The following is a 26,178-nucleotide window of genomic DNA, read 5'->3' on the forward strand; positions in this document are numbered from 1 at the left end:
CTCCTTTTAACGGCTTTCCCGTTGACCACTTTTTAAATATAAAGCGGCTTTGGTACGAATAAGACCGGCACTTTCAAATAACCAGTACAGTAATTTAGCTAATACTAAACATAGCCCGAAGACTAAACAGAAAAAGACTACGCGCGAGACAAAGGAGTCGACCCCTTCACGAGCTAATACAATCATGTTGAAGATGGCGCCGAAACAAAATGCCTGCATAATCGCAGCCTTGTAACGGTTGGATTCTTTTAGGCTTAAACCATAAATCCAATCAAACCATTTAATGATCATACCCACCACGATGGCGCCCAGCGGGATAAACAGCACGCCCCCCATGACCACCAGAGAACCAATTAACGTAGGAGAAATCGCTAACCCAGAATGGTTATTCAGCACTTCCCACGTAAAATAGTTAGCTGAGTTTAATACCGTATCAGGGCGCTCAGGCCATACCCATGCTGGAATAAACACATAGAAATCACGGATAATCGGCGCTAAACCTTGGAATTCCATTTGGTCATAATAGCTGAGCAATAATCCTAAGTTTTCCCATGGCGAGAACGTATCGCGAGTTAGATACAAGAAGGTGTAAAACGCTTCGGCACCGCTCACATCAAGACCGTAACGCTTGAGAGCTAACCAGAACATCCCAACAATACTTGCCACACCCGCCGCTGCCAGCATCCAAAGCGTGATCCAGCCTCTGACAATCCCGATAAATAGGAACAGGGCAAATGCCAAGATAATGTTGGCACGGGTTCCGCCTACAATCACATAAGTTAAGAAACCGAATGAAACCGTGCTGATCAGGAAGAAAATCCAGCGTTTTTGTGTGGGTTTCAAGAAATAAACAATCAGCATTGCAGGGATGAAGAAGTAGAAAAAGCGCTTCAATGCCACGCCCGACACCTGACTGGAGAATATCTGGCTATAGGATTTCAACTTAAACAGTAAAAAGCCGTTATCCATGAAGAAAATGCCTACAGTGATCACAGCCACGGCAATAAGTAGCAGGCAGGTCAGATTGGTTTCCACCTTATTCATGCTAAATACGGCACGACGCTGGGTATCCACGCGCTTAGTTAAACGCGTTTTGTACGTCACATAGTAAATGGCGTAGAAGCTGGTTGACGCCAACATGGCATACATCAAGTAATCTGCGGGGACGATTGCCACGTCAAACTGGAAAACCAATGCACAAGTCAGCGGAAATCCGAAGTAAAACGTCAGCAAATACAATAAGGTAAAGAAAATATTAAAATTAAAGCGCACGCGTAAAAACTCTTTATACATCAGCGTGCCGATAAAGATAATAGAGATTAGGTAGATAAGCGCTAAGCCACCCAATTCAAGCAATGTCATGCTTTCGCCTCCGCAATGCTGAGGATCTGTTTCCAGCCATCAGTAAAGTTAGGCGCAAAGAATTCAATATGCTGTTTATTCAGCGAATTCATTTGGCGTTGCGCTTCATCCACTAATGGCAGAGTCAGCTCATCACCATAGAAAAAGACTGGGACATTCTGCGCCGTTAAATCTTGCCAGAAGGTATTTTGGCGACTAATGACAAAAGGAATAGAGAACTGAATAAGCAAACAAACCGTTCCAACCCCTTGCTGGCGGTTAAAAATAAAGTAGCCAAGATCGCAGGTTTTCAGCAAATTCAGGTAATCATCGAACGCCATACGTTCTTTAAGAATATCCACCTGCCCCTGAGGGAATTCGCTTTGTGCTGCTTGCTCAACTTCGGCAATATAGTTTTGGTTATTCGCTGGGTAGCCCATCGGGACTATCACCTTCACCTTGTCACCAAATTGCTGTTTAATCGCGCTCAGCGCTTCCACATGACGATTAGAGCGGTCACCTGAGTTACCGAGCAGGATAGTTAATTGCTCGCCCTCACGAGGCTGACGTTCGTTTAGCGTCAATGCCGGATCCATACGCGTCGGGAAATAGAGAACCGACGATGGCACATTAGGATTCGACTGCTGAAAATGGCACAAATCTCCCCGTGTTGCACAAACGTGCCCCACTTTTTTTTGAGCCAGACGACGTAGAATATAAAACAGCTTGAATTTCAGTGAGCTAGATTCTTCATAGAGATCAGCGCCCCAAATATGCCACCAGAATTGATGGGATTTTATCTTGCCAAAAAGCAGTGCTAACCAAATTGGCGCATTAAATTGCCCATGGAAGAAAAAGCGTGTACGACGCTCCGCTTTCGCGCGACGAATAACGCTATCTGCAATAGATTGTTTGCTGTCAAAAACTTCAATTTCAAGCATCGGATAGGCAGCAGCAAGCTGCGCATCCTGGCTCACCACCATAAAATGCTGCTTTTGTGACGGTGCCATCTCTTGGCAAATAACGTTATTAAAAAACGTTAAAACCGTCTGATTATGATGCGGGAGATCAGATCCCAGTACATGTATTAAGGTTGTCATGCTCGCCTACGGTAGATCAAAAATACGCAACAACAGAGAGTAAAATATACGATATAGGTCGCCATATAGGCTTGTGTCGCCCCCACGGCGCCATGTTCAGGAATAAACCAATGGGCAAAGCCCGTTAACAGAACAAATTGGCTAACTTCCGTAAGAACATAAAAACGTAGCGCTGCTTTCGCGATGACGAGATAACCAAAGACGTAAGCACCCACTTTCAATACATCGCCGACCAGCTGCCAAGCAAACAGGTCTCTCATCCCTGTAAACTCTTTTGAGAACAGCAGCCAAATCGCAAAATCGCGCAGCAGCCAAACCGTAAAGCTCACGGCGGCAACAGCCGGTAATACAAACTTCAACGCCTTAACAATTTCGGCAGAAATTTCATTTTTATGCTGTAAACGGGACAGCGTGGGCAGTAAATAGACCGAAAATGTTGCTGTGATGAATTGTAAATAGGCATCCGAAATCGTGGTAACGCCCGTCCATAATCCCACTTCATCCCAGCTATAAGTCTGTGCCAATAAATTTCGCATCATGATATAGGCAACAGGCAGTGTGATTGCCGTGAGCATTGCCATGATGGTGAACTTACCTAAATTAGTGGCAATGGCTTTATCCCATGCGGGTTTTAGTGATGACAACGCAAATTGTTTACGTCGAATAATCATCCCAACCGCAGGCAATACCACTAAAGCGGGTACCAATGCTAGCCCTGCAAGTGCGCCATCATAACCGCCCATCAGATAGCATAAATAATAGGCGACTACGCCGATTATGCTACCAAAAATGATGGCCGTCGCATTCCCAGCAGCGTCTCGGTAACCTTTCAAAATCGCCAAGAAATAGTTCGCATACGCGATACCCATTTGAATCAAGGCAACCATGCGGATCACGCCACTGTATTGCTCAGTATCAAATAGTGCAGCACTGATAGGGGCACTACATAGCAAGAAAATAATCGCCAGTAACGTTGAAAATCCGAGGATTATCGTTGAAGACGTTCCCAGCACAGCCCGTAATTTCTGCGGATCTTGATGGTGTTCTGCCACATATTTTGTGACGCCATTGAAGATCCCAGCGCCAGACAATACGCCTAGCACCGTAATTAATTGGCGGAAGTTCCCCGCCAGACCCACACCACTCGGGCCAAATGAGACTGCAAATAATTTCACGATCAACAGGCCCACCCCGATTTTAATCAGGGTAGACCCAGCAGTCCAAACCGATGCTTTAGCGAGTGACATTAGGCAAAGAACGCTTTGATTCGCTCAATAACCACTTGTTGCTCGTCGTCTGTCATGTTGTAGAACATTGGCAGGCGCACTAAACGGTCACTTTCAACCGAAGTGTATTTATCTTCACCGTGGAAATAGCCGAATTCCAGTCCAGCAGGGCTGGTGTGCAGTGGCACATAATGGAACACCGTCAAAATACCATGGGATTTCATATAGTCATTGAACGCTGTGCGCTCTTCCACATCTTTGAGTTTGATATAGAACATATGGGCATTATGCTTCAGCCCTTCCGGCACGGTTGCTAACACTAAACGACCTGCAGCCACCAGTGGTTGTAACGCTTGATAATAGCGATCCCACAGCAGTAAGCGGCGTTCGTTGATTTTGTCTGCTTCTTCTAACTGCGCCCATAAATAGGCTGCTTGTAAGTCAGATAACAGGTAGCTTGAACCGATGTCGCGCCAGGTGTATTTATCCACTTGACCACGGAAAAATTGGCTGCGGTTTGTGCCTTTTTCGCGGATCACTTCTGCACGGTTAATCAACGCTTTATCATTGATTAAGGTCGCACCACCTTCACCACCCGAAGAGTAGTTTTTGGTTTCATGGAAGCTATAGCAACCAATATGACCGATGGTACCCAGTGCTTTACCTTTGTAGGTAGACATCACACCTTGCGCTGCGTCTTCAATCACAAATAAATTGTGTTTCTTCGCAATCGCCATAATGGTGTCCATTTCGCAAGCCACGCCTGCGTAGTGAACAGGAACAATTGCACGTGTACGATCAGTGATTGCCGCTTCAATTTTGGTTTCATCGATATTCATCGTATCTGGACGAATATCCACGAACACAATTTTAGCGCCACGTAACACGAATGCGTTAGAGGTCGATACGAAGGTAAAGCTTGGCATGATGACTTCATCGCCTGGCTTAATATCAATCAGGATCGCTGCCATTTCTAATGAAGCGGTGCAAGACGGCGTTAACTGGACCTTCGGACAGTTAAAACGTTTCTCCATCCACTCTTCACAACGCTTAGTGAAACCACCATCCCCGCACAGTTTGCCACTTGCCATGGCCTGCTTCATATACTCAACTTCAGTACCTACAACGGGTGGTTTATTAAATGGAATCATGTTGTCCCCTGTATAACCAATATGCTGTGCTGGCGATAGCCGCACCGCTACGTGAATAAAGATTTAACGCCGCAACATTGCTCATTTGTGTGGCAACATTTAACTGTCTTTTTTGGTGTTGCACACACCACTGATACGCTGCTGACATTAATTTCCGACCGATACCGCGCCCTGCTGCACTTGGCGTTGCCGCTAACAACCCAATTCGCGCTGTATTTGCATCAAGGCTGCGTAGGCTAACGAAACCTAAAATATCACCTGCATTATCTCTAAGGAGTAAACAGGTGTGGTCAAAGGTGCCGAGAACGGCTTTTTCTATCCATAATGCATAAAACCGACCGCTGTCCCCTTCATGGTACCAAGGGGTTCTAAAGCGGCTGTTACTAAACACAGAGGCCGCGGTGTCGCGCAGAGAAACAATATCCCCTGTTTGTGCAACAACCACATTATCCGTCTCTGATAACGCTGTGTTTAGATAAGCATTTTCTGTGCCAATAGTTAACGCAAAATCAATTTCGCCTTCAACAAAACTGAATCCCATACTGGCAAGTTCATCGATTTTAGCTGTTTCGGATGCCGCGACTTTCGCTTGCACAATATCAAATTTATCCAATTGATAAGAAAGAATAATTTGTGCATCAGTCGCGGCGAAATCCAGTTTCGCCGTTGAACGTTTGAAAAAATCAGACTCCCAATCTAGGGGATCAATATTGGCGCGGACGGACACGAAGTAAGTCCTCTAAATATTTGCCATAACCTGTTTTATTCAGGCGAGTTGCGGCTTCTTTAACTTGGTCGTCAGATAACCAGCCATTGCGCCATGCAATCTCTTCTAAACAAGCCACTTTAAAGCCTTGGCGTTTCTCAACGGTCTGAACAAATGTTCCAGCTTCAATTAAGCTGTCATGGGTTCCCGTATCTAACCAAGCGAATCCACGGCCAAGCAGCTCAACACTAAGCTCGCCGCGCTCTAAATACATTTGGTTGATGGAGGTAATTTCTAATTCACCACGTTCGGAAGGTTTTACTTGCTTAGCAAAATCAACCACTTGATTATCATAGAAATATAAACCGGTTACTGCCCAGTTTGATTTTGGCTGTTTTGGTTTCTCTTCGATAGACAACGCTTTGAAATTGTCATCAAATTCCACCACACCAAAACGCTCAGGATCCATCACTTGGTAGCCGAATACTGTCGCGCCTTTTTGGCGTGCCGCAACTGACATTAATTTAGGGCTGAATGAGTGACCGAAGAAAATGTTGTCGCCCAGCACTAAGCAGCAAGAGTCCCCATTAATGAACTCTTCACCAATGATAAATGCTTGAGCCAGTCCATCTGGAGAAGGCTGTTCCGCATAGCTCAATTCGATACCAAATTCATGACCATCGCCCAGCAAACGCTGGAACATAGGCAAATCATCCGGCGTTGAAATCACCAGAATTTCACGGATCCCTGCTAGCATTAACACTGACAGCGGATAGTAGATCATTGGCTTATCATAAATAGGCAGCAACTGTTTTGAGATGCCGCGAGTGATCGGGTGCAAACGCGTTCCCGAGCCACCAGCCAGAATAATACCTTTCATATTGCCTCCTAGCTGCCTAAGCCCAGACGTTCACCGGCATAGGAGCCATCTTGCACACGACGCCACCAAGTTTCGTTGTTTAAATACCACAGAACCGTTTTACGGATCCCGGATTCAAACGTCTCTTCAGGTGTCCAGCCTAATTCACGCTCAATTTTATCGGCGTCAATGGCGTAGCGCATATCGTGACCAGGACGATCTTTCACATACGTGATTAAGTCGCGGTAATGAGCAACCCCTTGAGGTTTCTGCGGGTGCAGTTCTTCAAGTAATTCACAAATTGTTTCAACCACTTGAATATTACGACGCTCGTTATGACCACCAATATTGTAGGTTGAACCTGGCTGTGCTTGAGTGGCCACTAAATGCAGCGCACGGGCATGGTCTTCCACAAACAGCCAGTCGCGAATTTGCTCACCTTTGCCATACACTGGCAGCGGCTTGCCGGAAATCGCATTCAAAATAATCAATGGGATTAACTTCTCAGGGAAGTGATAAGGACCATAGTTATTTGAGCAGTTGGTGATCATGGTCGGTAAACCATAAGTTCTCTGCCACGCACGCACTAAGTGGTCGCTAGACGCTTTTGAGGCTGAATATGGGCTGCTTGGTGCATACGGTGTAGTTTCCGTAAAGAAGCCATCTGGACCTTCCAAGTCGCCATACACTTCATCGGTTGAAATGTGATGGAAACGGAAAGCCACTTTTTTACTATCTTCGAGTGCAGACCAGTAATGACGCGCTGCTTCTAACAGTGTGTAAGTACCCACAATGTTGGTTTCGATAAACGCCGCTGGACCATCAATTGAGCGGTCAACGTGGCTTTCTGCCGCTAAATGCATCACAACATCAGGCTTGTGTTCAGCAAACACTTTATCCAATGCGGCACGGTCACAAATGTTCACTTGTTCAAAAGCGTAGCGCTCGCTATTGGCGACTTCCGCTAATGATTCCAAATTACCCGCGTAGGTTAAACAGTCAACCACAATCGCGTGATCTTTTGTGTTTTCAATCACATGACGAACAACAGCAGAGCCGATAAAGCCGGCTCCACCTGTAATTAAAATACGTTTCAACGCCATACTCCTTTTGTATCCACAACCCATTTTTGTGGGATAGCAGAACCTTGGATACCTTTAAACAGGTTATGGTCGACTAACATCAGGATCACATCCGCTTCGCTCACAGCAGTTTCAATAGAAACCAGCTCCGCAATACCTTTCAGTGCAGTTGGTAATTCGTGAATATGTGGTTCAACCGCAAATGTTTTACCTGGGTTCCAGTTCGCAACCATTTTGGTGATATGCATTGCTGGGCTCTCACGCAGGTCATCGATGTTTGGTTTGAACGATAAACCGAAACATGCGATTTTGATTTCATTCGCTTTTTTGCCAGTTTCCACTAAGCAATCAGCCACTGCGGCTTTCACTTGATCAACAACCCAGATTGGCTTGCCATCGTTAACTAAACGCGCAGTGTGGATTAAACGAGATTGTTTTGGGCTTTGTGCCACGATAAACCATGGGTCTACTGCGATACAGTGACCACCAACGCCTGGGCCCGGTTGCAAAATGTTCACGCGAGGGTGACGGTTTGCAAGGCTAATCAGTTCCCAAACATTGATATCTTGGTCTGCACAAATCAGCGATAATTCGTTAGCAAATGCGATATTGACGTCACGGAAGCTGTTTTCCGTTAACTTACACATTTCAGCTGTTCTTGAGTTAGTGATTACACACTCACCTTCTAAGAAGATGTTGTACAGTTCGCTAGCACGCAGTGAAGATTTAGGTGTCATCCCGCCTACAACACGGTCGTTTTTGATCAGTTCAACCATCACTTGGCCTGGCAGTACGCGTTCAGGGCAATATGCCACGTCGATATCTGCTTCTTCACCAGCTTGGTGAGGGAAGGTCAAATCAGGGCGAGCTGCTGCTAACCACTGTGCCATTTGCTCAGTCGTACCTACTGGAGACGTGGACTCCAGAATCACTAAATCACCTTTTTTCAGGACTGGAGCGATAGATTCAGCTGCCGCTTTCACGTACACCAAATCAGGCTCGTGTTCACCTTTGAATGGTGTCGGAACAGCAATCAGGAATGCGTCTGCGGCTTGTGGCTTGGTGAAGGCTTTTAAGTGACCTTCTTCAACTGCTTTTTTCACCACAACGTCCAGCTCAGGTTCCACAATATGGATTTTACCTTGATTGATAGTGTCAACAGCATGCTGGTTGACATCTACGCCGACAACCTGCTTCTTACGAGATGCGAAGGCTGCCGCTGTTGGTAAACCGATATAACCGAGGCCGATAACAGAAATAGTTTCAAAACTCATAATTTCACCTGATTGCTTTTTAATGCTGCAAGAATACGCTGACAAGCATGACCATCACCATACGGGTTATGTGCGCGGCTCATTTCGTGATATTCCGCTTCATCTGTCAGTAACCGATTAACTTCATTTACAATGGTTTTTGTATCTGTACCCACTAAACGGACTGTCCCTGCATCAACAGCTTCAGGGCGTTCAGTGGTATCTCTCATAACTAAAACAGGCTTGCCTAAAGATGGCGCTTCTTCTTGAATACCGCCGGAATCCGTTAAAATCAGATACGCATGGTTCATCAAATAGACGAACGGCAAATATTCTTGAGGACTAATTAAGATAATATTATCAATACCATGCAAAATACGTTTTACAGGCTCGCTCACATTCGGGTTTAAGTGAACAGGGTAAACCACTTGAACATCAGGGTGAGTTTGAGCGATATCCGCTAATGCATGGCAAATGCGCTCAAAACCACCACCAAAACTTTCACGGCGGTGACCCGTTACAAGCAACATTTTTTTATTTGGATCGATAAATGGGTAATTTCCGGCTAATTCAGCCATCATGTTTTGGTTACCCATTACCTTCTCTTTGACCCACAACAGCGCATCAATGACCGTATTACCAGTCACAAAAATATGGCTATCGGGAATGGATTCGTTGAGTAAGTTTTGGCGCGAATTTTCTGTAGGCGCAAAATGGTACTGAGCAAGGTGCCCCGCAATTTTACGGTTACCTTCTTCTGGCCATGGAGAGTAGAGGTTCCCTGTACGCAGTCCAGCTTCAACATGCCCAACGGGGATGCGATGGTAGAATGCCGCAAGACTGGTTGCCATTGTTGTGGCGGTATCGCCATGAACAAGGACAACATCGGGTTGGAAATCCGCAAATACTGCCTTTAATCCTTCCAGAATACGGCAAGTAATATCGGTTAAATCCTGACCTGGTTTCATAATGTTGAGATCATAATCAGGCGTGATCTCAAATAAGTTCAGTACTTGATCTAGCATTTCACGGTGCTGAGCAGTGACACACACTTTCGCTTCAAAGTCTGCATCATCAGCAAGAGCATGAACCAATGGAGCCATTTTAATGGCTTCAGGCCGTGTGCCGAATACAGTCAATACTTTCACAGTGACTCTCTTATATTTTCTTCGCAGTTTACTGCTTTCTTTAGTTTTAATGATGCTATTTCGCCACCGACCTTGCCGCCGGTGGCGAATATGACATTACGATGGGCGACGGCGAGACAGTACCACTCCGGCACCTACTAACATACCAATTGCACCCCACAGAACAGCAATAAATGCTCTGCGCGGACTATCGCGTTTGATTGGATCTTCAGGCGTTCGCAGATAACGATACGCATGGAAATTATCTTGAAGAACAGGCTCAACATTCAGCGTCGATAACATCGCCACATTTTGATCATAATCCGTGTCAAAATCTGGGCCCGTTGCTTTTAATGTCTCAATTTGAGCTTGCAGTAATGGAACTCCTAACATAAACATTTTTGAGTCGGGAATTTCATCCACTGGCGCGGTCGTTTGATTACGTAAAATGCCTTGTTTTTCCGCTACTTTTAGGGCTTGTTCAAGGCTATTTAGACGACGATCATACGCTGCCGTTGCGACCATCGCTTCACGTTTAACTAACGCTTTCATTGATTGGGTTTTGGTTGCCCACGTCCCTTTCAATTCATCATTCAAATTTGTGGTTGCGCGTTGATTAGCAAACTCAATATATTCACGTAAGAGTTGGTTGCTGTCTGTTGCTGTCTCAGCCACTAACTTCACGCTATCTGTTGGGTTTTTAAGTGCATCAGCTGGCGTATATTCGATATTGTTGATTAGCTCATCCAACAATGCCGCATCCGCTTTCGGGTCATTCTCCAAACGCTGTTTATAATACTCAGTACCTAACCAAAATTGGCGGCGAGTATCGTAAGAACCAAGTTGTTTGGTAAATTCTTCATAAGCTTCTTTGGCAATCGTTGGTAATTGCCCTTCTTGCCCCACCGCATTAATACGAGAATCAAGGTTGCGCAGAAACTGTTGCTGAGAATAATAACTTCCCAGATTGTTCACAGTTGGTAAATCCGTGATAGCCGTTGTGCTCCACTTCGGCTGCATAAAATAGGACGCTCCCAGTGCAATCGCAGCAAAAATCACTGCACATGCGACGATCCAAATTTTACCCTGCCACAGTGAGCGGCATAAATCACGAATATCTAACTCCGCTTCAAGCGAGGTTTGATGTTGATTAGGTTGCGTTTCTGAGTTATTCACTGCACAGAACCTCTATAGTTCGTTTGTCGTTACCGGACCGCACTCTTACGCGCACGACGTCTAATTCGTTTGATAAAACGGGCGACTTTCCATGCTCGCTTGATGCAGTAACCATACATCATAAATACAAGCAAAAATAATGCCAACATTACCCATTCAGGAACGAATGAAAGGCGCTCGCCAATAATACCAATACACGCAAGAATTGCCGCAGCCAATGTGATGATTACAAATGCCCCTTTCGGGGTAAAACCTGAGCGCATAATCAAGTGATGAATATGCTGACGATCCGGTGAAAATGGACTCATACCTTTACGAATACGGCGGTACATAATTGCCACCATATCCATAAGCGGGATAGCAATAATCCATAATGCAGTCACTGGGTTGATTGGATGAACGTCTTCTTGTGTTGATGCTACCAAGATCCAAATAATGGTAAAACCAATCAACGTACTTCCCGCATCACCCATGAACACTTTAAAGCGACGCCCTAAAACACCCATATTCATGAGGATATAAGGAAGGATAGCCGCTATAAACGCAAAACACCAAAACGCTAACGCATAGTTACCATTTTGATACAGTAAGAAACCAAGGGCACCAAAGGAAACCGAGGACAAGCCGCCTAACAGGCCATCAATACCATCAACCATGTTGAAGGCATTGATCGCAGCCCAAACGGCAAATAAGGTGACTATATAACCAAATGGCCCAAGTACCAGTTCCCAAGGACCAAATGCATGGCCTAGAGATTCCAGTGACAGCCCACCCGCAGTCATCATTACCACGGCGACAATCGCTTGAACTCCAGCACGTAACTTCACACTGATGTCAAACCTATCATCTAGTGCACCAACGAACACTAAGAGCCCCGCACAAGCAATATATAGCCACTTATGGGGAATATATTCTTCTGTGATCATAAACGCGAAGCAAACGCCAAAGAAAACAGAGATCCCCCCAACCAGCGGAACCAATCCTACGTGTTTCTTCCTGAAATTCGGTTTATCAACCAAGCCAATTTTTTTAGCTACGATACGCGCGACAAAAATAAAGGCTAAGGTAAACAAAAAGACATAGAAGAGATTACTCATAAAGTGTGTGCTATCCACTGTTCTACTCTCTTATATTTCTATCTAACTTTTAAACACTAAAACTTTTGGTTGCTGTGATAGAAGTCCATCACACAGTATTCGAACAAAAATCAATCGTACGCTAAAACACATTTTTCTTGTTTTTAACATGCACAAAACATGCCGAAAAAAACATACAGCTCAAATTCAGCATAAATAAACAGTTTTGTGTGACAAATTTAACCTAAAGATTTTATCCTTTAATAAAGCAAGATGCATGCCATAAAACACAATCTCAGATTTGTTAACCATGATTTATGATTGTTTCCATCTAAACGAGTAAACATCAGCCATTGGTTCTACTTAAGTATAAAAATTAATGTAGAAAATACCATCTTCTAGTGAATAAGCTAGTATCCGTTAATTATTTTATTTTACACATAAATAAAGTAACTCATGCTCATGTTGATAAATAATAAAGACTATTGTTTTGTGAATACTCACAGTTCATTGATAAAAAAAATAGGCGCTCTAATTAGAGCGCCTATTTCTATACTCATAATCCTAACGAGACTATGCTCTTTTCATAAAATCAAAGAACTCTTCGTTAGTCTTAGTCATAGCTAATTTGCTGATAAGGAATTCCATTGCATCGATTTCGCCCATTGGGTGAATAATCTTACGCAGAATCCACATTTTTTGCAGTTCATCTTGAGAGGTGAGCAGCTCTTCTTTACGTGTACCAGAGCGGTTGTAATCAATCGCAGGGAAAACACGTTTTTCAGCAATTTTACGGGACAGGTGTAATTCCATGTTACCTGTTCCTTTAAATTCTTCGTAAATTACTTCATCCATTTTTGAACCGGTATCAACCAACGCGGTTGCGATGATAGTCAAGCTTCCGCCTTCTTCGACGTTACGAGCAGCACCGAAGAAACGTTTTGGACGATGTAATGCGTTTGCATCCACACCACCAGTCAATACTTTACCTGAAGAAGGTACGACGGTGTTGTATGCACGAGCAAGACGAGTAATAGAATCCAGTAAAATGATAACGTCTTTTTTATGCTCAACCAGACGTTTCGCTTTCTCGATAACCATTTCAGCAACTTGAACGTGACGTGCAGCTGGCTCATCAAATGTTGAAGCGATCACTTCACCTTTAACTAAGCGTTGCATCTCAGTAACTTCTTCTGGACGCTCATCGATCAGCAGAACCATCAATACGCAGTCAGGATAGTTGTGGGCAATGTTAGCCGCAATATTTTGCAGTAACATGGTTTTACCCGCTTTCGGAGGTGCAACGATCAAACCACGCTGTCCACGGCCGATAGGTGCGGCTAAGTCCAATACACGCGCGGTTAAATCTTCAGTAGAACCGTTACCACGCTCCATGCGCAGACGATTATTGGCATGTAATGGGGTTAAGTTTTCAAAAAGGATTTTGCTGCGGGCGTTTTCAGGTTTGTCAAAGTTAACTTCGTTAACTTTCAAGAGTGCAAAATAACGTTCACCTTCTTTCGGGGGACGAATTTTTCCTGAAATGGTGTCGCCGGTGCGTAGGTTAAAGCGGCGAATTTGGCTAGGGGAAACATAGATATCATCAGGGCCTGCGAGGTAAGAACTGTCTGCTGAACGGAGGAAACCAAATCCATCCTGCAATATTTCCAGTACGCCATCGCCGAAAATATCTTCTCCACTTTTAGCATGCTGCTTCAAAATTGAGAAAATAATATCCTGCTTTCTCATACGGGCTAAGTTCTCTAGCCCCATGTTTTCGCCTAACGTAATCAGTTCTGATACTGGCGTATTTTTTAATTCGGTAAGATTCATAATGGTGGGTTCTTTAACTCGGGGTATTTCTCGAACTATGAACGTAAATTGGAGGCAACTTTTATAGTGAACCTATTTAGTATAGTGAACCTATGAAGCGCCAGTTTAACTTTATAGTGCCCTGTTGATAGATATGGACTCATAACCAACAACAATGCATTAAAATTTGTGCTAGCTACAACTAATATTGCTGTGAAGGTGTTGTGACTAACGAAAGCGTTATAATCATCAAGATGACATGCCGCATATTATTAGAAACGTAATCAATATTAGCAATAGTTTTTTATACATTTTAGGACAACATCTTATCCCTAATACAGCCCATTTATTTTACTCAAGACTTAAGCCACAGTGATACAACCATGAATTATCAACTTTATATTAATAATCAGTAACTAAAATTGGCATTGAACAGAACTGCAAGCTAGACGTTTCAGAAAAGAGCAAAGGCAAACAAGGTAATTCTTACGGGTACTCTATGAGGAATGCGGATAACTTATCATGCTTAAATGGGGACGTCTAGCGACTCTCTATATAAAATAAATACGCCGCTAAACGTTTTGGCTTATATAAAGCTATAACTTACAGATTTTCGTCTAGAAATTCTTTCAGTTGGGTTTTAGATAAAGCACCAACTTTAGTTGCAGCTACACTGCCGTTTTTGAATAATAACAGTGTAGGGATACCGCGAATACCAAATTTTGGGGCAGTCGCTGGATTATCATCAATATTCAGTTTTGCGATAGTCACTTTGCCTGTATATTCTTCAGCAACTTCATCAAGGATTGGCGCGATCATTTTACAAGGTCCACACCATGCAGCCCAGAAGTCGACTAAAACAGGTGAACTTGCATTTAGAACGTCTGACTCAAAACTTGCATCAGTAATATGTTTAATTTTGTCGCTCATGTTGTACTCCAAAGGATCATTTTTACAGACATAGTGTAACATTAATTGGCAGCAGTATGCTTTATTTCAAAAGATACGCTTTCGTAAACCAACCGATAACTGATATTCTAACATACTATGAGTAAAGCACACTTGACAGAAAAGAAGTTTTCCGACTTCGCATTGCACCCAAAAGTCATTGAAGCACTTAATAAAAAAGGCTTCAACTTTTGCACGCCTATTCAGGCGTCTACCCTGCCTTATACTGTCGAAGGCAAAGATGTTGCGGGGCAAGCACAAACAGGTACAGGTAAAACGTTAGCATTCCTAACGTCTACATTTCATTTTCTCTTAACTCACCCGGCAATTGAGGGGAAAAAAACCAATCAGCCACGTGCGCTGATTATGGCTCCGACTCGCGAATTAGCCGTACAGATCTACTCCGATGCTAAAGAGCTAGCTGATTACACTGGTTTGAAAATGGGTCTAGCCTATGGTGGTGATGGCTATGACGAACAATTACGCGTACTACAAAACGGCGTTGATATCCTTATTGGAACAACGGGTCGCCTTATTGATTACGCAAAACAAGGTCACATTGATTTAGCGGCTATCCAAGTTGTTGTTTTGGATGAAGCTGACCGTATGTATGACCTCGGTTTTATTAAAGATATTCGTTGGCTATTCCGCCGTATGCCTGGCGCAGCGGACAGACTCAACTTGCTGTTCTCCGCGACGCTCTCTTACCGTGTTAGAGAATTAGCGTTCGAACAAATGAACAGCCCGGAATATGTGGAAGTTGAACCACTACAAAAAACCGGTCACCGTATTAAAGAAGAGTTATTTTATCCATCCAACGAAGAAAAAATGCGCCTGCTGCAAACGCTACTCGAAGAAGAGTGGCCTGAGCGTTGCATTATTTTCGCAAATACGAAACATCGTTGTGATGATATCTGGGCTCACCTTGCTGCTGATGGTCACCGCGTCGGTTTATTGACTGGCGATGTTGCACAGAAAAAACGTCTGCGCATTTTAGAGCAGTTCACTCAAGGTCAAATTGATATCTTGGTTGCGACTGACGTTGCCGCTCGTGGATTACATATACCATCAGTAACTCATGTATTTAACTATGATTTACCTGACGATTGCGAAGACTATGTACACCGTATTGGACGTACAGGTCGTGCGGGTGAAAGCGGAAATTCTATCAGCTTAGCGTGTGAAGAATACGCATTAAACTTACCTGCTATCGAAGAGTATATTCAGCACTCCATCCCTGTCAGTAAATATAACAGTGATGCACTGCTGAGCGACCTGCCGGCACCAAAACGCCGTCATCGTCCGCGCCCAAGTGGTCCACGCCGCAATTCTAATGCGCCGCGTCGCCATAATGGCCCACGTAATAACCATAAACGTGCAGGCTGAGTAAATACCCTATGCTGAAATCTTCTTCTCTGTATGCAGCTATCGATTTGGGTTCCAACAGCTTTCATATGCTGGTTGTTCGCGAGACCGCAGGTAGCATTCAGATTATTTCTCGGGTTAAACGGAAAGTTCGCCTGGCTGCGGGTTTAGATAAAGATAATGTTTTATCTGAGCAAGCCATGGAGCGAGGCTGGCAATGCCTGCGTCTCTTCTCAGAACATCTGCAAGATATTCCTAACTCGCAAATTCGAGTTGTGGCAACCGCGACATTGCGCCTTGCCAAAAATGCCGATGTTTTTATTGAGAAAGCCAGCCAGATCCTCGGAAATCCCGTGAAAGTGATCCAAGGAGAAGAAGAGGCTCGCTTGATTTATCAAGGCGTCGCCCATACAACCGGCGGCCCAGAGCAACGCTTAGTGGTTGACATCGGGGGCGGCAGCACCGAACTTGTCACCGGTACAGGCGCTAAAGCTCAGTTACTTTATAGCCTCGAAATGGGTTGTGTGACTTGGCTTGAACGCTACTTTAGCGACAGAACGCTAACAGAAGAAAACTTTGCTCAAGCCGAAGCGGCTGCTCAACATGTCATTGCGCCTATCGCAGATGCCCTTAAAAATCACGGGTGGAAAATTTGTGTCGGCGCATCAGGCACTGTACAGGCGATTCAGGAAATTATGATTGCTCAAGGGATGGATGAACTCATCACCCTGAGTAAATTACAGCAACTGAAGCACAAAGCTATCCAGTGCCATAAATTAGAAGAGCTTGAAATCGAGGGTCTCACGTTTGAACGTGCCCTCGTTTTCCCGAGTGGCTTATCGATTCTGATCGCGATTTTCAAAGCACTGAATATCGAAAATATGACATTAGCCGGCGGCGCTCTTCGCGAAGGCTTAGTGTACGGCATGCTTGAACTGCCTATTGAGCAAGATATTCGCGCACGCACGCTACGCAATATTCAGCGACGCTTCCTTGTGGATATTGAGCAAGCTAACCGCGTACGTCAGCTTGCTGAACATTTCTACCTGCAAGTGGCCAAAGAGTGGGAATTAGATAGCCGTTGCCGTGATTTGTTATCCAGCGCTTGTGCATTACATGAAATTGGGCTGAGTGTTGATTTTCGCAAAGGTCCAGAGCACGCCAGCTATTTAATCACTCACCTTGATTTACCAGGCTTCACTCCCGCGCAAAAACGTTTTCTCGCTGTTCTTCTCAAAAACCAGCAAGGTCAAATCGATCTCGCTTCCCTGAGCCAACAAAATGCACTACCCATTCAGCAAACTTACGCATTATGCCGTTTATTACGACTAGCCATTATTTTCGCCAGCCGTAGACGTGATGATACATTACCAGCATTGCGCCTTAATGCTAATGGACAGGATTTAACCATCGCATTGCCGTACCGCTGGCTTGAAGAGCACCCTTTACGAGCTGAAAATTTACAGCAAGAGATTCAGTGGCAAGGGTATGTGAATTGGCAATTGACCTTAGAAGAGCGTAATAGCTCCAATTGATATCGTTCTAGATTGGTGATGAGAGGCTCCCACCCGTCGTGGGAACTCTCTTAGACCCTTTCGCTACTGATCAGTTTTCTTATTTAATCCTAAGCGTGCCTTGATATCCGCTAAAGCGGACTGCCCTTTTTGCATTCGCTCTTCGGCAGTAACCACTTTTCGTTGCTGCTCCCACACCAAATCATCTTGCGGTAATTCCATCAAAAAGCGGCTCAGTTCAGGGCGGATCAGTTCACCGTATTGGCGACGCTCACGGCTATGAGTAAAGAATAACTCTCGCTGTGCTCGCGTAATACCCACGTAAGCCAGTCGACGCTCTTCATCAATATTATTTTCATCGATACTACTTTGATGAGGTAATAATCCCTCTTCCATTCCAACTAAGAAAACATAAGGAAATTCAAGACCTTTAGATGCATGCAATGTCATCAACTGAACCTGATCTGAATCTTCATCATCTTCCCCACGTTCCATCATATCGCGCAATGTAAAACGAGTGACAACCTGATTGAGCGTCATTGGGTCATTCAGCTCATCCCCTTCAATCATTTCGCTCATCCATGTAAACAATTGATTGACGTTTTTCATTCGCATTTCGGCGGCTTTGGTACTGGCAGAGGTTTCGTACAACCAGCTTTCGTAATCCATTTCCCGTAAAAGATCACGTACCGCTATCAACGGCTCACGCTCCGAAATTCGGACTATCCCTTCCATCCAATGAGTGAAACGTTGCAACGCTTCCAACCCTTTCCCTGTTAAAGTCTGTTCCAGACCTAAATCAAAGCTGGCGTGATATAAGCTTTTGCCTCGTTGATTCGCCCATTCGCCCAATTTTTGGATAGTTTTAGGACCAATTTCTCGGCGCGGCGTATTCACAATGCGCAAAAAAGCGCTGTCATCTTCAGGGTTAGTCAGCACTCGCAAATAAGCTAAAAGATCTTTAATTTCCGGACGCGAGAAAAATGATGTTCCACCTGAAATTCGGTAAGGAATGCGGTTTTGCATCAGCATTTTTTCAAAAATACGCGACTGATGATTGCCGCGATACAAAATCGCATAGTCTTTATATTGGGTTTTATTAATAAAGTGGTGAGCAATTAATTCACCAATCACGCGTTCCGCTTCATGGTCTTCATTATTTGCTGTCAGCACCTTTAATGGCGCCCCGAAGCCCAATTCAGAAAATAATTTTTTCTCGAAGACATGGGGGTTATTGGCAATCAAAATATTGGCGGCTTTCAAAATACGACCTGATGAGCGGTAATTTTGCTCCAATTTAATCACATTCAGCTTTGGAAAATCTTGGCTGAGTAATACTAAGTTTTGCGGTCTTGCGCCACGCCAAGAGTAAATAGATTGATCATCATCGCCAACGACGGTAAAGCGGGCACGGCTACCCACCAGTAATTTCACTAACTGATACTGGCTGGTGTTCGTATCTTGGTATTCATCCACCAGCAAATAACGGATTTTTTGCTGCCAGCGCTCCCTAACTTCTTCATTATGATACAGCAGCAATGTTGGTTTGCTGATTAAGTCATCAAAATCCAAGACATTACAACTTTTTAAATGTAGCTCATAGCGGCGATAGCATTCAGCAAAATGGTGCTCTTTTTCCGTTCTCGCTTGCCCAACCACTTGCTGAGGAGAGATAAGATCGTTTTTCCAATTTGAGATCGCAGAGATCAATTGTTGGAGAAGATCTTTATCTTCTTCAAGCAAATCAAACGTGAGTTCTTTCAGTAATGCCATTTGGTCTTGGTCATCAAACAAAGAAAAATTGGCTTTGATCCCTAGCGCCTTATATTCACGTTTGATAATTTCCAGTCCCAAAGTATGGAATGTGGAAATAATTAACCCACGGGCTTCTTTTTTACCTAATGTTTGCCCCACACGCTCTTTCATTTCGCGCGCGGCTTTATTGGTAAATGTCACCGCCGCAATTTGCCGAGGTTGATAGCCACAATGGCGGATCAAATGCGCAATTTTATTGGTAATAACCCGTGTTTTACCTGAGCCTGCCCCTGCCAAAACAAGGCACGGGCCATCTACATATTCAACTGCCTGTTGCTGGCTAGGATTTAATCGCATGGTTTTTTACGTCACTCTCTAATGCTAAAAGATGCAGCCCGAATTGTAGCAGAAACCAAACCTCACAGAAAAATAACTGAGCTAATAGTCGACAATCTAAAGTAATTAAGATTATAGAAGCAAAAAAGCCGCACCATAAAATGGCACGACTTCAATTTTATACTTAAAATAATCACAGTTGGCTTCCTCTAAATCATTTGTACTAGAGGAAGGCGGCAAACAAAACTATCCCTAGGAGCATACAAAAGTATGTGACTAGGGTAGTTTAGTGAAGCCAACGCACCTATAGTACGAAGGATGACGAGGAATTATTGTGCGCTAGAAATTTTCTTCATATCCGTCATATACCCCCGTAAAGTCTTACCGATCTTCTCGATAGGATGATTACGAATAGCTTCGTTGATATCACGCAATTGCGCGTTATCGGTACCATTATCTGCAACTGGTTTTGCTAAATCACCCGCTTGTAACTTGGTCATAAACTCTTTCAGCATTGGAACTGCTGCGAATGAGAACAGATAGTTACCGTACTCTGCAGTATCAGAGATAACGACGTTCATTTCATATAAACGCTTACGTGCGATTGTGTTAGCAATCAGTGGCAACTCATGCAGCGATTCATAGTATGCTGACTCTTCTAAGATACCCGCTTCTAACATGGTATCAAACGCTAACTCAACACCCGCTTTAACCATCGCAACTAACAGAACGCCGTGGTCGAAATATTCTTGCTCTGCGATTTTACCTGCAAATTCTGGGTAGTTTTCAAAAGATGATTTACCAGTCTCTTCACGCCATGTCAGCAAGTTTTTATCATTATTCGCCCAGTCAGCCATCATTGTTGATGAAAACTCGCCAGAAATAATGTCATCCATATGTTTTTGGAACAGTGGCGCTAAAATGGTTTTCAGTTGCTCTGATAATGCATAAGCACGGATTTTCGCTGGGTTAGATAAGCGATCCATCATCAGGGTGATGCCGCCCTGCTTCAGTGCCTCAGTGATTGTTTCCCAGCCAAACTGAATTAATTTCCCTGCATAGCCTGGCTCTACGCCATCAGCAACCATTTTGTCATAGCTCAGTAACGCACCAGCTTGCAACATACCGCACAGAATAGTTTGCTCGCCCATTAAGTCAGACTTAACTTCAGCAACGAAAGAGGATTCCAAAACACCCGCACGATGGCCGCCAGTCGCTGCTGCCCATGCTTTCGCAATTGCCATCCCCTCGCCTTTCGGGTCATTTTCAGGGTGAACTGCGATCAATGTTGGAACACCGAAACCACGCTTATATTCTTCACGAACTTCGGTACCTGGGCATTTTGGTGCAACCATCACAACAGTGATGTCTTTACGGATTTCTTCACCCACTTCAACGATGTTAAAACCATGAGAATAACCCAGCGCAGCGCCTTGTTTCATCATTGGCTGAACAGCACGAACAACAGTGGAGTGTTGTTTGTCTGGCGTTAAGTTAACAACTAAATCTGCTTCAGGGATCAGTTCTTCATAAGTCCCAACTTTGAAACCATTTTCTGTCGCCTTACGCCATGATGCACGTTTCTCGTTGATTGCTTCTGGACGCAGCGCATAAGCGATATCTAAGCCAGAATCGCGCATGTTCAAACCTTGGTTCAGACCTTGAGCACCACAACCGACGATGACGATTTTTTTACCTTTCAGATAGCCAGCTTCATCCGCAAATTCTTCGCGCTTCATGAAACGACACTTGCCTAATTGCGCTAACTGCTCACGTAAATTCAATGTATTAAAATAATTCGCCATGGTCTTACTCCATTATTCGGTCAGTGTTCTGTTGTGTTCGTATTATCAGGCAACGTCGTTACCTGTTGCTCATTATTGAGCAGTTATGGATTTACTATATGCGATGATGAGCATTGCTTAAATTGATATATTAACAATATAATGTTGCAATATTTGCAACGATAATCAAGGTATCATCAGAGGGCAAAATGGATATTCGTGATCTACAACTGTTTTTGCACTTAGCAGAAAGCTGCCACTTTGGTCGCACGTCAAAAGCCATGCATGTCAGCCCATCCACACTATCAAGACAAATTCAGCGTTTAGAAGATCAATTGGGTCATCCTCTGTTTATCCGTGATAACCGCTCGGTGAAACTGACCCAAGCGGGTGAGCATCTCAAGCAATTTGCCCAGCAAACGTTGCTGCAATATCAGCAACTAAAACATGCTCTCAATCAGCAAAGTCCATCATTAAGCGGTGAATTACGCCTATTTTGCTCAGTCACCGCCGCTTATAGTCATTTACCTCAAGTACTTGATAAATTTCGTGCTTTGCATCCGCTCGTTGAAATAAAACTCACTACGGGCGATGCCGCAGATGCCGTTGAAAAAGTCGAAACCAAAGAAGCTGATTTAGGTATCGCAGGTAAACCTGAAAAATTGCCAGATAACGTGCGATTCGCCAAAATTGGGGAAATTCCCCTAGTGCTTATTGCCCCATCACTGCCTTGTGCGGTACGGAGTATGGTGACAGAAAAGGAGCCTGATTGGTCTACAGTGCCTTTCATTCTTCCTGAACATGGACCTTCTCGTAAACGTATTGAATTATGGTTTAAACGTCATCGTATCCATAACCCTGTGATTTACGCGACTGTTTCAGGTCATGAAGCTATTGTTTCTATGGTGGCATTGGGCTGCGGTATTGCATTAATACCGAGTGTCGTCGTCGATAATAGCCCCGAGCCTGTTCGTAGCCGTGTATCTCAACTCGATAATATTTCGATGGTCGAACCGTTTGAACTTGGCGTTTGCCTGCTCAGCAAACGCCTGAGTGAACCATTAATTAAAGCATTCTGGGAATTGCTCCCAGAACACTCAATCTAATGTTTTTCTGCTATCTTGAGGCGCTAAAAAGAAACGGAAGGATGGATTCCCTGTTTCATCATGATATTCATACCCTAGCGCATCAAGGTGGCGATCAAAGCGTACTTCTGGACCCGAAAGCTCAAAGGCCGCCAGCACTCGCCCATAGTCCGTTCCATGACTACGATAATGAAATAGCGTGATATTCCAGTGAGTTCCTAGTGTTTCTAAGAATTTCAATAACGCCCCTGGAGATTCAGGAAACTCAAAACTATACAGCTTTTCATCCAATGGCTTCGATGGGCGCCCACCAATCATATAGCGCACATGCAACTTAGCCATTTCATCATCCGATAAATCAGCGACTTCATAACCATTATTTTGCAGCCCTTGAATAATGTCGTGCCGCTCTTGCTCACCACCATTTAAGCGAACACCCACAAAAATGCAGGCACGCTCTGGGTCAGCATCTGTATAGCGATAATTAAACTCAGTGATTGAGCGGTTACCAAGCAATTGGCAGAATCGCAAAAAACTACCTTTCTGTTCAGGAATAGTCACCGCAAGCAGCGCTTCTCGTTGTTCACCTAATTCGCAACGCTCGGAGACATAACGTAAACCATGGAAGTTCATGTTTGCACCTGACAAAATATGCGCCAGCCTTTCACCTTTAATGTTATGTTGCTGAACATATTTTTTCAGTCCCGCCAGCGCTAACGCCCCCGACGGTTCTGCAATCGCTCTCACATCTTCAAAAATATCCTTCAGTGCCGCACAAATGGCATCACTATCTACGGTGATCACATCATCGACATACTGCTGACATAGGCGAAAGGTTTCGTCACCAATGCGTTTCACAGCAACGCCTTCCGCAAATAAACCAACACGAGGGAGATCAACAGGATGACCAGCCTCTAATGCCGCTTTTAGACAGGCTGCATCTTCAGCTTCTACACCGATAATCTTAATTTCAGGCATCAACTGCTTGATTAATACAGCAACGCCTGCAATCAATCCACCGCCCCCAACAGGCACGAAAATACGGTCGAGGTGAGCATCCTGCTGAAGGAGTTCTAGTGCAATAGTTGCTTGGCCGGCTATCACTGACGGATGATCAAATGGCGGCACAAAGGTATATCCTTCACGTTTTGCCATCTCAATTGCGTGAGCTTTAGCTTCATCAAAATTTGCGCCGTATAAAATGGCCTCTCCACCAAAGCTGCGAACAGCATCCACTTTGATATCTGCGGTTGCCACTGGCATAACAATTTTGGCCTTAATTCCGACACGATTAGCCGACAACGCTACGCCCTGCGCATGATTCCCCGCGGATGCAGTGACAACACCTTTGGCTTTTTGCTCTTCAGTCAAGCCCGCAATCATGGCGTAAGCGCCACGTAATTTAAAACTGTGTACTGGCTGCCTATCTTCACGTTTGACTAAAATCGTATTACCCAGACGTGAAGAGAGCTTGCTCATTTCTTGTAGCGGCGTCACTTGTGCTGCTTCATAAACAGGCGCACTAAGCGCCGCCTTGAGATAATCGGCACCTGTCGGTGCCGCAGGTAATGGTTTTGCGGCTGCCACAATTAGCCTCCTAATTTAGACTTATCGCGTACAGCACCTTTATCCGCACTCGTCGCCAAAGAAGCATAAGCACGCAAAGCGAAAGAAACCTCACGCTGACGATTACGCGGAGTATAGGCTTTATCTCCGCGCGCTAATTCTGCTTCGCGACGTTTTACTAACTCACTGTCGTTAACATCTAGGGACATGGTACGCTTTGGAATATTGATATCGATAATATCCCCATCTTGTACCAACGCCAGTAACCCGCCACTTGCCGCTTCAGGAGAGATATGCCCGATTGATAAACCTGAACTTCCTCCTGAGAAACGTCCATCGGTGATCAGTGCACAATCTTTACCTAATCCCATCGATTTCAGATAAGAAGTTGGGTACAACATTTCTTGCATACCTGGTCCGCCTTTAGGACCTTCATAACGGATAACAACAACATCGCCGGCAACAACTTTTCCACCTAAGATAGCCTCTACCGCATCATCTTGGCTTTCAAACACTTTTGCAGGTCCACGGAAAGTTAAGCTACCTTCATCAACCCCTGCCGTTTTCACGATACAGCCATCTTCGGCGATATTGCCAGCAAGTACCGCCAAACCACCATCCAAGCTATAAGCATGCTCAAGATTGCGGATACAACCATTTTCACGGTCAGTATCTAGCGATGGCCAACGGCAATTTTGAGAAAATGCTTGGGTGGTACGAATACCCGCAGGTCCCGCTGAAAACATAGATCTTACAGATTCATCCTTCGTCAACATAACATCGTACTGAGCTAATGTTTCTGGTAATGAAAGACCTAGAATATTCTTCACATCTTCCTGCAATAAACCTGCACGGCTCAGCTCCCCAAGAATACCAATCACACCACCAGCACGGTGTACATCTTCCATATGATATTTTTGTGTGCTTGGTGCAACTTTACATAAATGAGGGACTTGACGAGATAAGCGGTCAATATCATCCATGGTGAAATCTACTTCTGCTTCTTGTGCAGCTGCCAGTAAATGCAGAACAGTATTTGTAGAGCCTCCCATCGCAATATCTAATGTCATCGCATTTTCAAATGCAGCCTTTGTCGCGATATTACGCGGTAATGCGCTTTCATCATTCTGTTCGTAATAACGTTTAGTCAGCTCAACAATCCGCTTACCTGCATTGATAAATAACGTTTTACGATCAGCGTGAGTCGCAAGTAATGAACCATTTCCTGGCTGAGAAAGACCCAATGCTTCGGTTAAACAGTTCATTGAATTCGCAGTGAACATCCCTGAGCATGACCCACATGTTGGGCATGCTGAACGTTCAATTTTTTCACTATCTTCATCACTGACATTGGGATTCGCGCCTTGGATCATCGCATCCACAAGGTCAAGTTTGATGATTTGATCTGAAAGCTTGGTTTTTCCTGCTTCCATTGGTCCACCGGAAACAAAAATCACGGGAATATTCAGGCGCAAGGATGCCATTAACATACCTGGGGTGATTTTGTCACAGTTGGAAATACATACCATGGCATCTGCGCAGTGCGCATTCACCATATATTCTACCGAGTCTGCTATCAGTTCACGGGAAGGTAAGGAATACAGCATACCGCCATGTCCCATTGCAATCCCATCATCCACTGCAATAGTGTTAAACTCTTTCGCGACGCCGCCCGCTTGTTCGATTTGTTCTGCGACGAGCTTGCCTAAATCACGTAAGTGCACATGACCCGGAACAAACTGAGTAAATGAGTTTACAACGGCAATAATTGGCTTCCCAAAATCATCATCGGTCATACCTGTCGCGCGCCATAATGCTCGCGCTCCTGCCATATTACGGCCATGCGTGGTTGTTGCTGAACGGTACTTAGGCATATCTTAACTCCCGAGTTTTAAAACAGGCGGGGAACGACCGCC

At 44.4% G+C, this 26,178-nt stretch carries 20 protein-coding genes; 3 read left to right on the forward strand and 17 right to left on the reverse strand.

Translation table 11 applies throughout. The features are described from left to right. Nucleotides 1-6 precede the first annotated feature (6 nt). The 13 genes from wzyE to trxA form a co-directional block, all read right to left on the reverse strand. On the reverse strand, nt 7-1,362 hold the full coding sequence (gene wzyE / locus HFU86_RS18330) for an ECA oligosaccharide polymerase (protein ID WP_187129790.1): 1,356 nt from the start codon (nt 1,360-1,362) through the stop codon (nt 7-9). Beyond that, a complete protein-coding gene (locus HFU86_RS18335) occupies nt 1,359-2,441 on the reverse strand; it encodes a TDP-N-acetylfucosamine:lipid II N-acetylfucosaminyltransferase (protein WP_187129791.1) in 1,083 nt (360 codons plus the stop codon). Before HFU86_RS18335 ends, wzyE begins: the two co-directional genes overlap by 4 nt. Next, a complete protein-coding gene (gene wzxE / locus HFU86_RS18340) occupies nt 2,438-3,688 on the reverse strand; it encodes a lipid III flippase WzxE (RefSeq protein WP_036948828.1) in 1,251 nt (416 codons plus the stop codon). The genes HFU86_RS18335 and wzxE overlap by 4 nt, the downstream gene beginning before the upstream one ends. Next, on the reverse strand, nt 3,688-4,818 hold the full coding sequence (gene rffA / locus HFU86_RS18345) for a dTDP-4-amino-4,6-dideoxygalactose transaminase (RefSeq protein WP_154599724.1): 1,131 nt from the start codon (nt 4,816-4,818) through the stop codon (nt 3,688-3,690). Before rffA ends, wzxE begins: the two co-directional genes overlap by 1 nt. Then, a complete protein-coding gene (rffC, locus tag HFU86_RS18350) occupies nt 4,805-5,545 on the reverse strand; it encodes a dTDP-4-amino-4,6-dideoxy-D-galactose acyltransferase (protein ID WP_036948823.1) in 741 nt (246 codons plus the stop codon). The genes rffA and rffC overlap by 14 nt, the downstream gene beginning before the upstream one ends. Beyond that, on the reverse strand, nt 5,523-6,404 hold the full coding sequence (gene rfbA, locus HFU86_RS18355; protein ID WP_036948820.1) for a glucose-1-phosphate thymidylyltransferase RfbA: 882 nt from the start codon (nt 6,402-6,404) through the stop codon (nt 5,523-5,525). The genes rffC and rfbA overlap by 23 nt, the downstream gene beginning before the upstream one ends. A gap of 8 nt (nt 6,405-6,412) precedes the next feature. Beyond that, complete coding sequence (rffG, locus tag HFU86_RS18360; RefSeq protein WP_187129792.1) at nt 6,413-7,486, reverse strand: dTDP-glucose 4,6-dehydratase; 1,074 nt, start codon at nt 7,484-7,486, stop codon at nt 6,413-6,415. After that, a complete protein-coding gene (gene wecC / locus HFU86_RS18365) occupies nt 7,477-8,739 on the reverse strand; it encodes a UDP-N-acetyl-D-mannosamine dehydrogenase (protein ID WP_132496301.1) in 1,263 nt (420 codons plus the stop codon). The genes rffG and wecC overlap by 10 nt, the downstream gene beginning before the upstream one ends. Beyond that, nucleotides 8,736-9,866: a non-hydrolyzing UDP-N-acetylglucosamine 2-epimerase gene (gene wecB, locus HFU86_RS18370; RefSeq protein ID WP_036948815.1), complete on the reverse strand. Its 1,131-nt coding sequence runs from the start codon at nt 9,864-9,866 to the stop codon at nt 8,736-8,738. Before wecB ends, wecC begins: the two co-directional genes overlap by 4 nt. Nucleotides 9,867-9,962: 96 nt before the next feature. Further along, nucleotides 9,963-11,021: an ECA polysaccharide chain length modulation protein gene (gene wzzE, locus HFU86_RS18375; protein ID WP_108478779.1), complete on the reverse strand. Its 1,059-nt coding sequence runs from the start codon at nt 11,019-11,021 to the stop codon at nt 9,963-9,965. 29 nt (nt 11,022-11,050) lie between these two features. Further along, complete coding sequence (gene wecA / locus HFU86_RS18380; RefSeq protein ID WP_132496300.1) at nt 11,051-12,118, reverse strand: UDP-N-acetylglucosamine--undecaprenyl-phosphate N-acetylglucosaminephosphotransferase; 1,068 nt, start codon at nt 12,116-12,118, stop codon at nt 11,051-11,053. 552 nt (nt 12,119-12,670) lie between these two features. Beyond that, a complete protein-coding gene (gene rho, locus HFU86_RS18385; RefSeq protein WP_004915469.1) occupies nt 12,671-13,930 on the reverse strand; it encodes a transcription termination factor Rho in 1,260 nt (419 codons plus the stop codon). A 582-nt stretch (nt 13,931-14,512) separates the two neighbouring features. Next, on the reverse strand, nt 14,513-14,839 hold the full coding sequence (gene trxA, locus HFU86_RS18390; RefSeq protein WP_036948804.1) for a thioredoxin TrxA: 327 nt from the start codon (nt 14,837-14,839) through the stop codon (nt 14,513-14,515). A 117-nt stretch (nt 14,840-14,956) separates the two neighbouring features. Here trxA and rhlB point away from each other — a divergent pair, with 117 nt between their 5' ends. After that, on the forward strand, nt 14,957-16,243 hold the full coding sequence (gene rhlB / locus HFU86_RS18395; RefSeq protein ID WP_132496299.1) for an ATP-dependent RNA helicase RhlB: 1,287 nt from the start codon (nt 14,957-14,959) through the stop codon (nt 16,241-16,243). 11 nt (nt 16,244-16,254) lie between these two features. Continuing rightward, complete coding sequence (gene gppA / locus HFU86_RS18400) at nt 16,255-17,757, forward strand: guanosine-5'-triphosphate,3'-diphosphate diphosphatase (RefSeq protein WP_132496298.1); 1,503 nt, start codon at nt 16,255-16,257, stop codon at nt 17,755-17,757. 63 nt (nt 17,758-17,820) lie between these two features. On the opposite strand, the gene rep is transcribed toward gppA, so the two are convergent. Both rep and ilvC read right to left on the reverse strand, forming a co-directional pair. Then, a complete protein-coding gene (gene rep / locus HFU86_RS18405; protein ID WP_108478778.1) occupies nt 17,821-19,848 on the reverse strand; it encodes a DNA helicase Rep in 2,028 nt (675 codons plus the stop codon). Nucleotides 19,849-20,156: 308 nt separating this feature from the next. Further along, entirely contained in the window at nt 20,157-21,632 is a 1,476-nt protein-coding gene (ilvC, locus tag HFU86_RS18410) for a ketol-acid reductoisomerase (RefSeq protein WP_132496296.1), read from the reverse strand. A 188-nt stretch (nt 21,633-21,820) separates the two neighbouring features. Between ilvC and ilvY the strand changes: the two genes are divergently transcribed. Beyond that, nucleotides 21,821-22,717, forward strand: coding sequence for an HTH-type transcriptional activator IlvY (ilvY, locus tag HFU86_RS18415; protein ID WP_132496295.1), 897 nt, complete (start codon nt 21,821-21,823; stop codon nt 22,715-22,717). Here ilvY and ilvA read toward each other — a convergent pair. Both ilvA and ilvD read right to left on the reverse strand, forming a co-directional pair. Next, complete coding sequence (gene ilvA / locus HFU86_RS18420; protein WP_108478775.1) at nt 22,709-24,283, reverse strand: threonine ammonia-lyase, biosynthetic; 1,575 nt, start codon at nt 24,281-24,283, stop codon at nt 22,709-22,711. The two genes, ilvY and ilvA, sit on opposite strands and share 9 nt — an antisense overlap. Nucleotides 24,284-24,285: 2 nt before the next feature. Then, on the reverse strand, nt 24,286-26,136 hold the full coding sequence (ilvD, locus tag HFU86_RS18425) for a dihydroxy-acid dehydratase (protein WP_132496293.1): 1,851 nt from the start codon (nt 26,134-26,136) through the stop codon (nt 24,286-24,288). Nucleotides 26,137-26,178 lie beyond the last annotated feature (42 nt).

Origin of the sequence: Providencia sp. JUb39, from assembly GCF_012272845.1 — a bacterium.
In the GTDB taxonomy this organism is placed as follows: Bacteria; Pseudomonadota; Gammaproteobacteria; order Enterobacterales; family Enterobacteriaceae; genus Providencia; species Providencia lanzhouensis.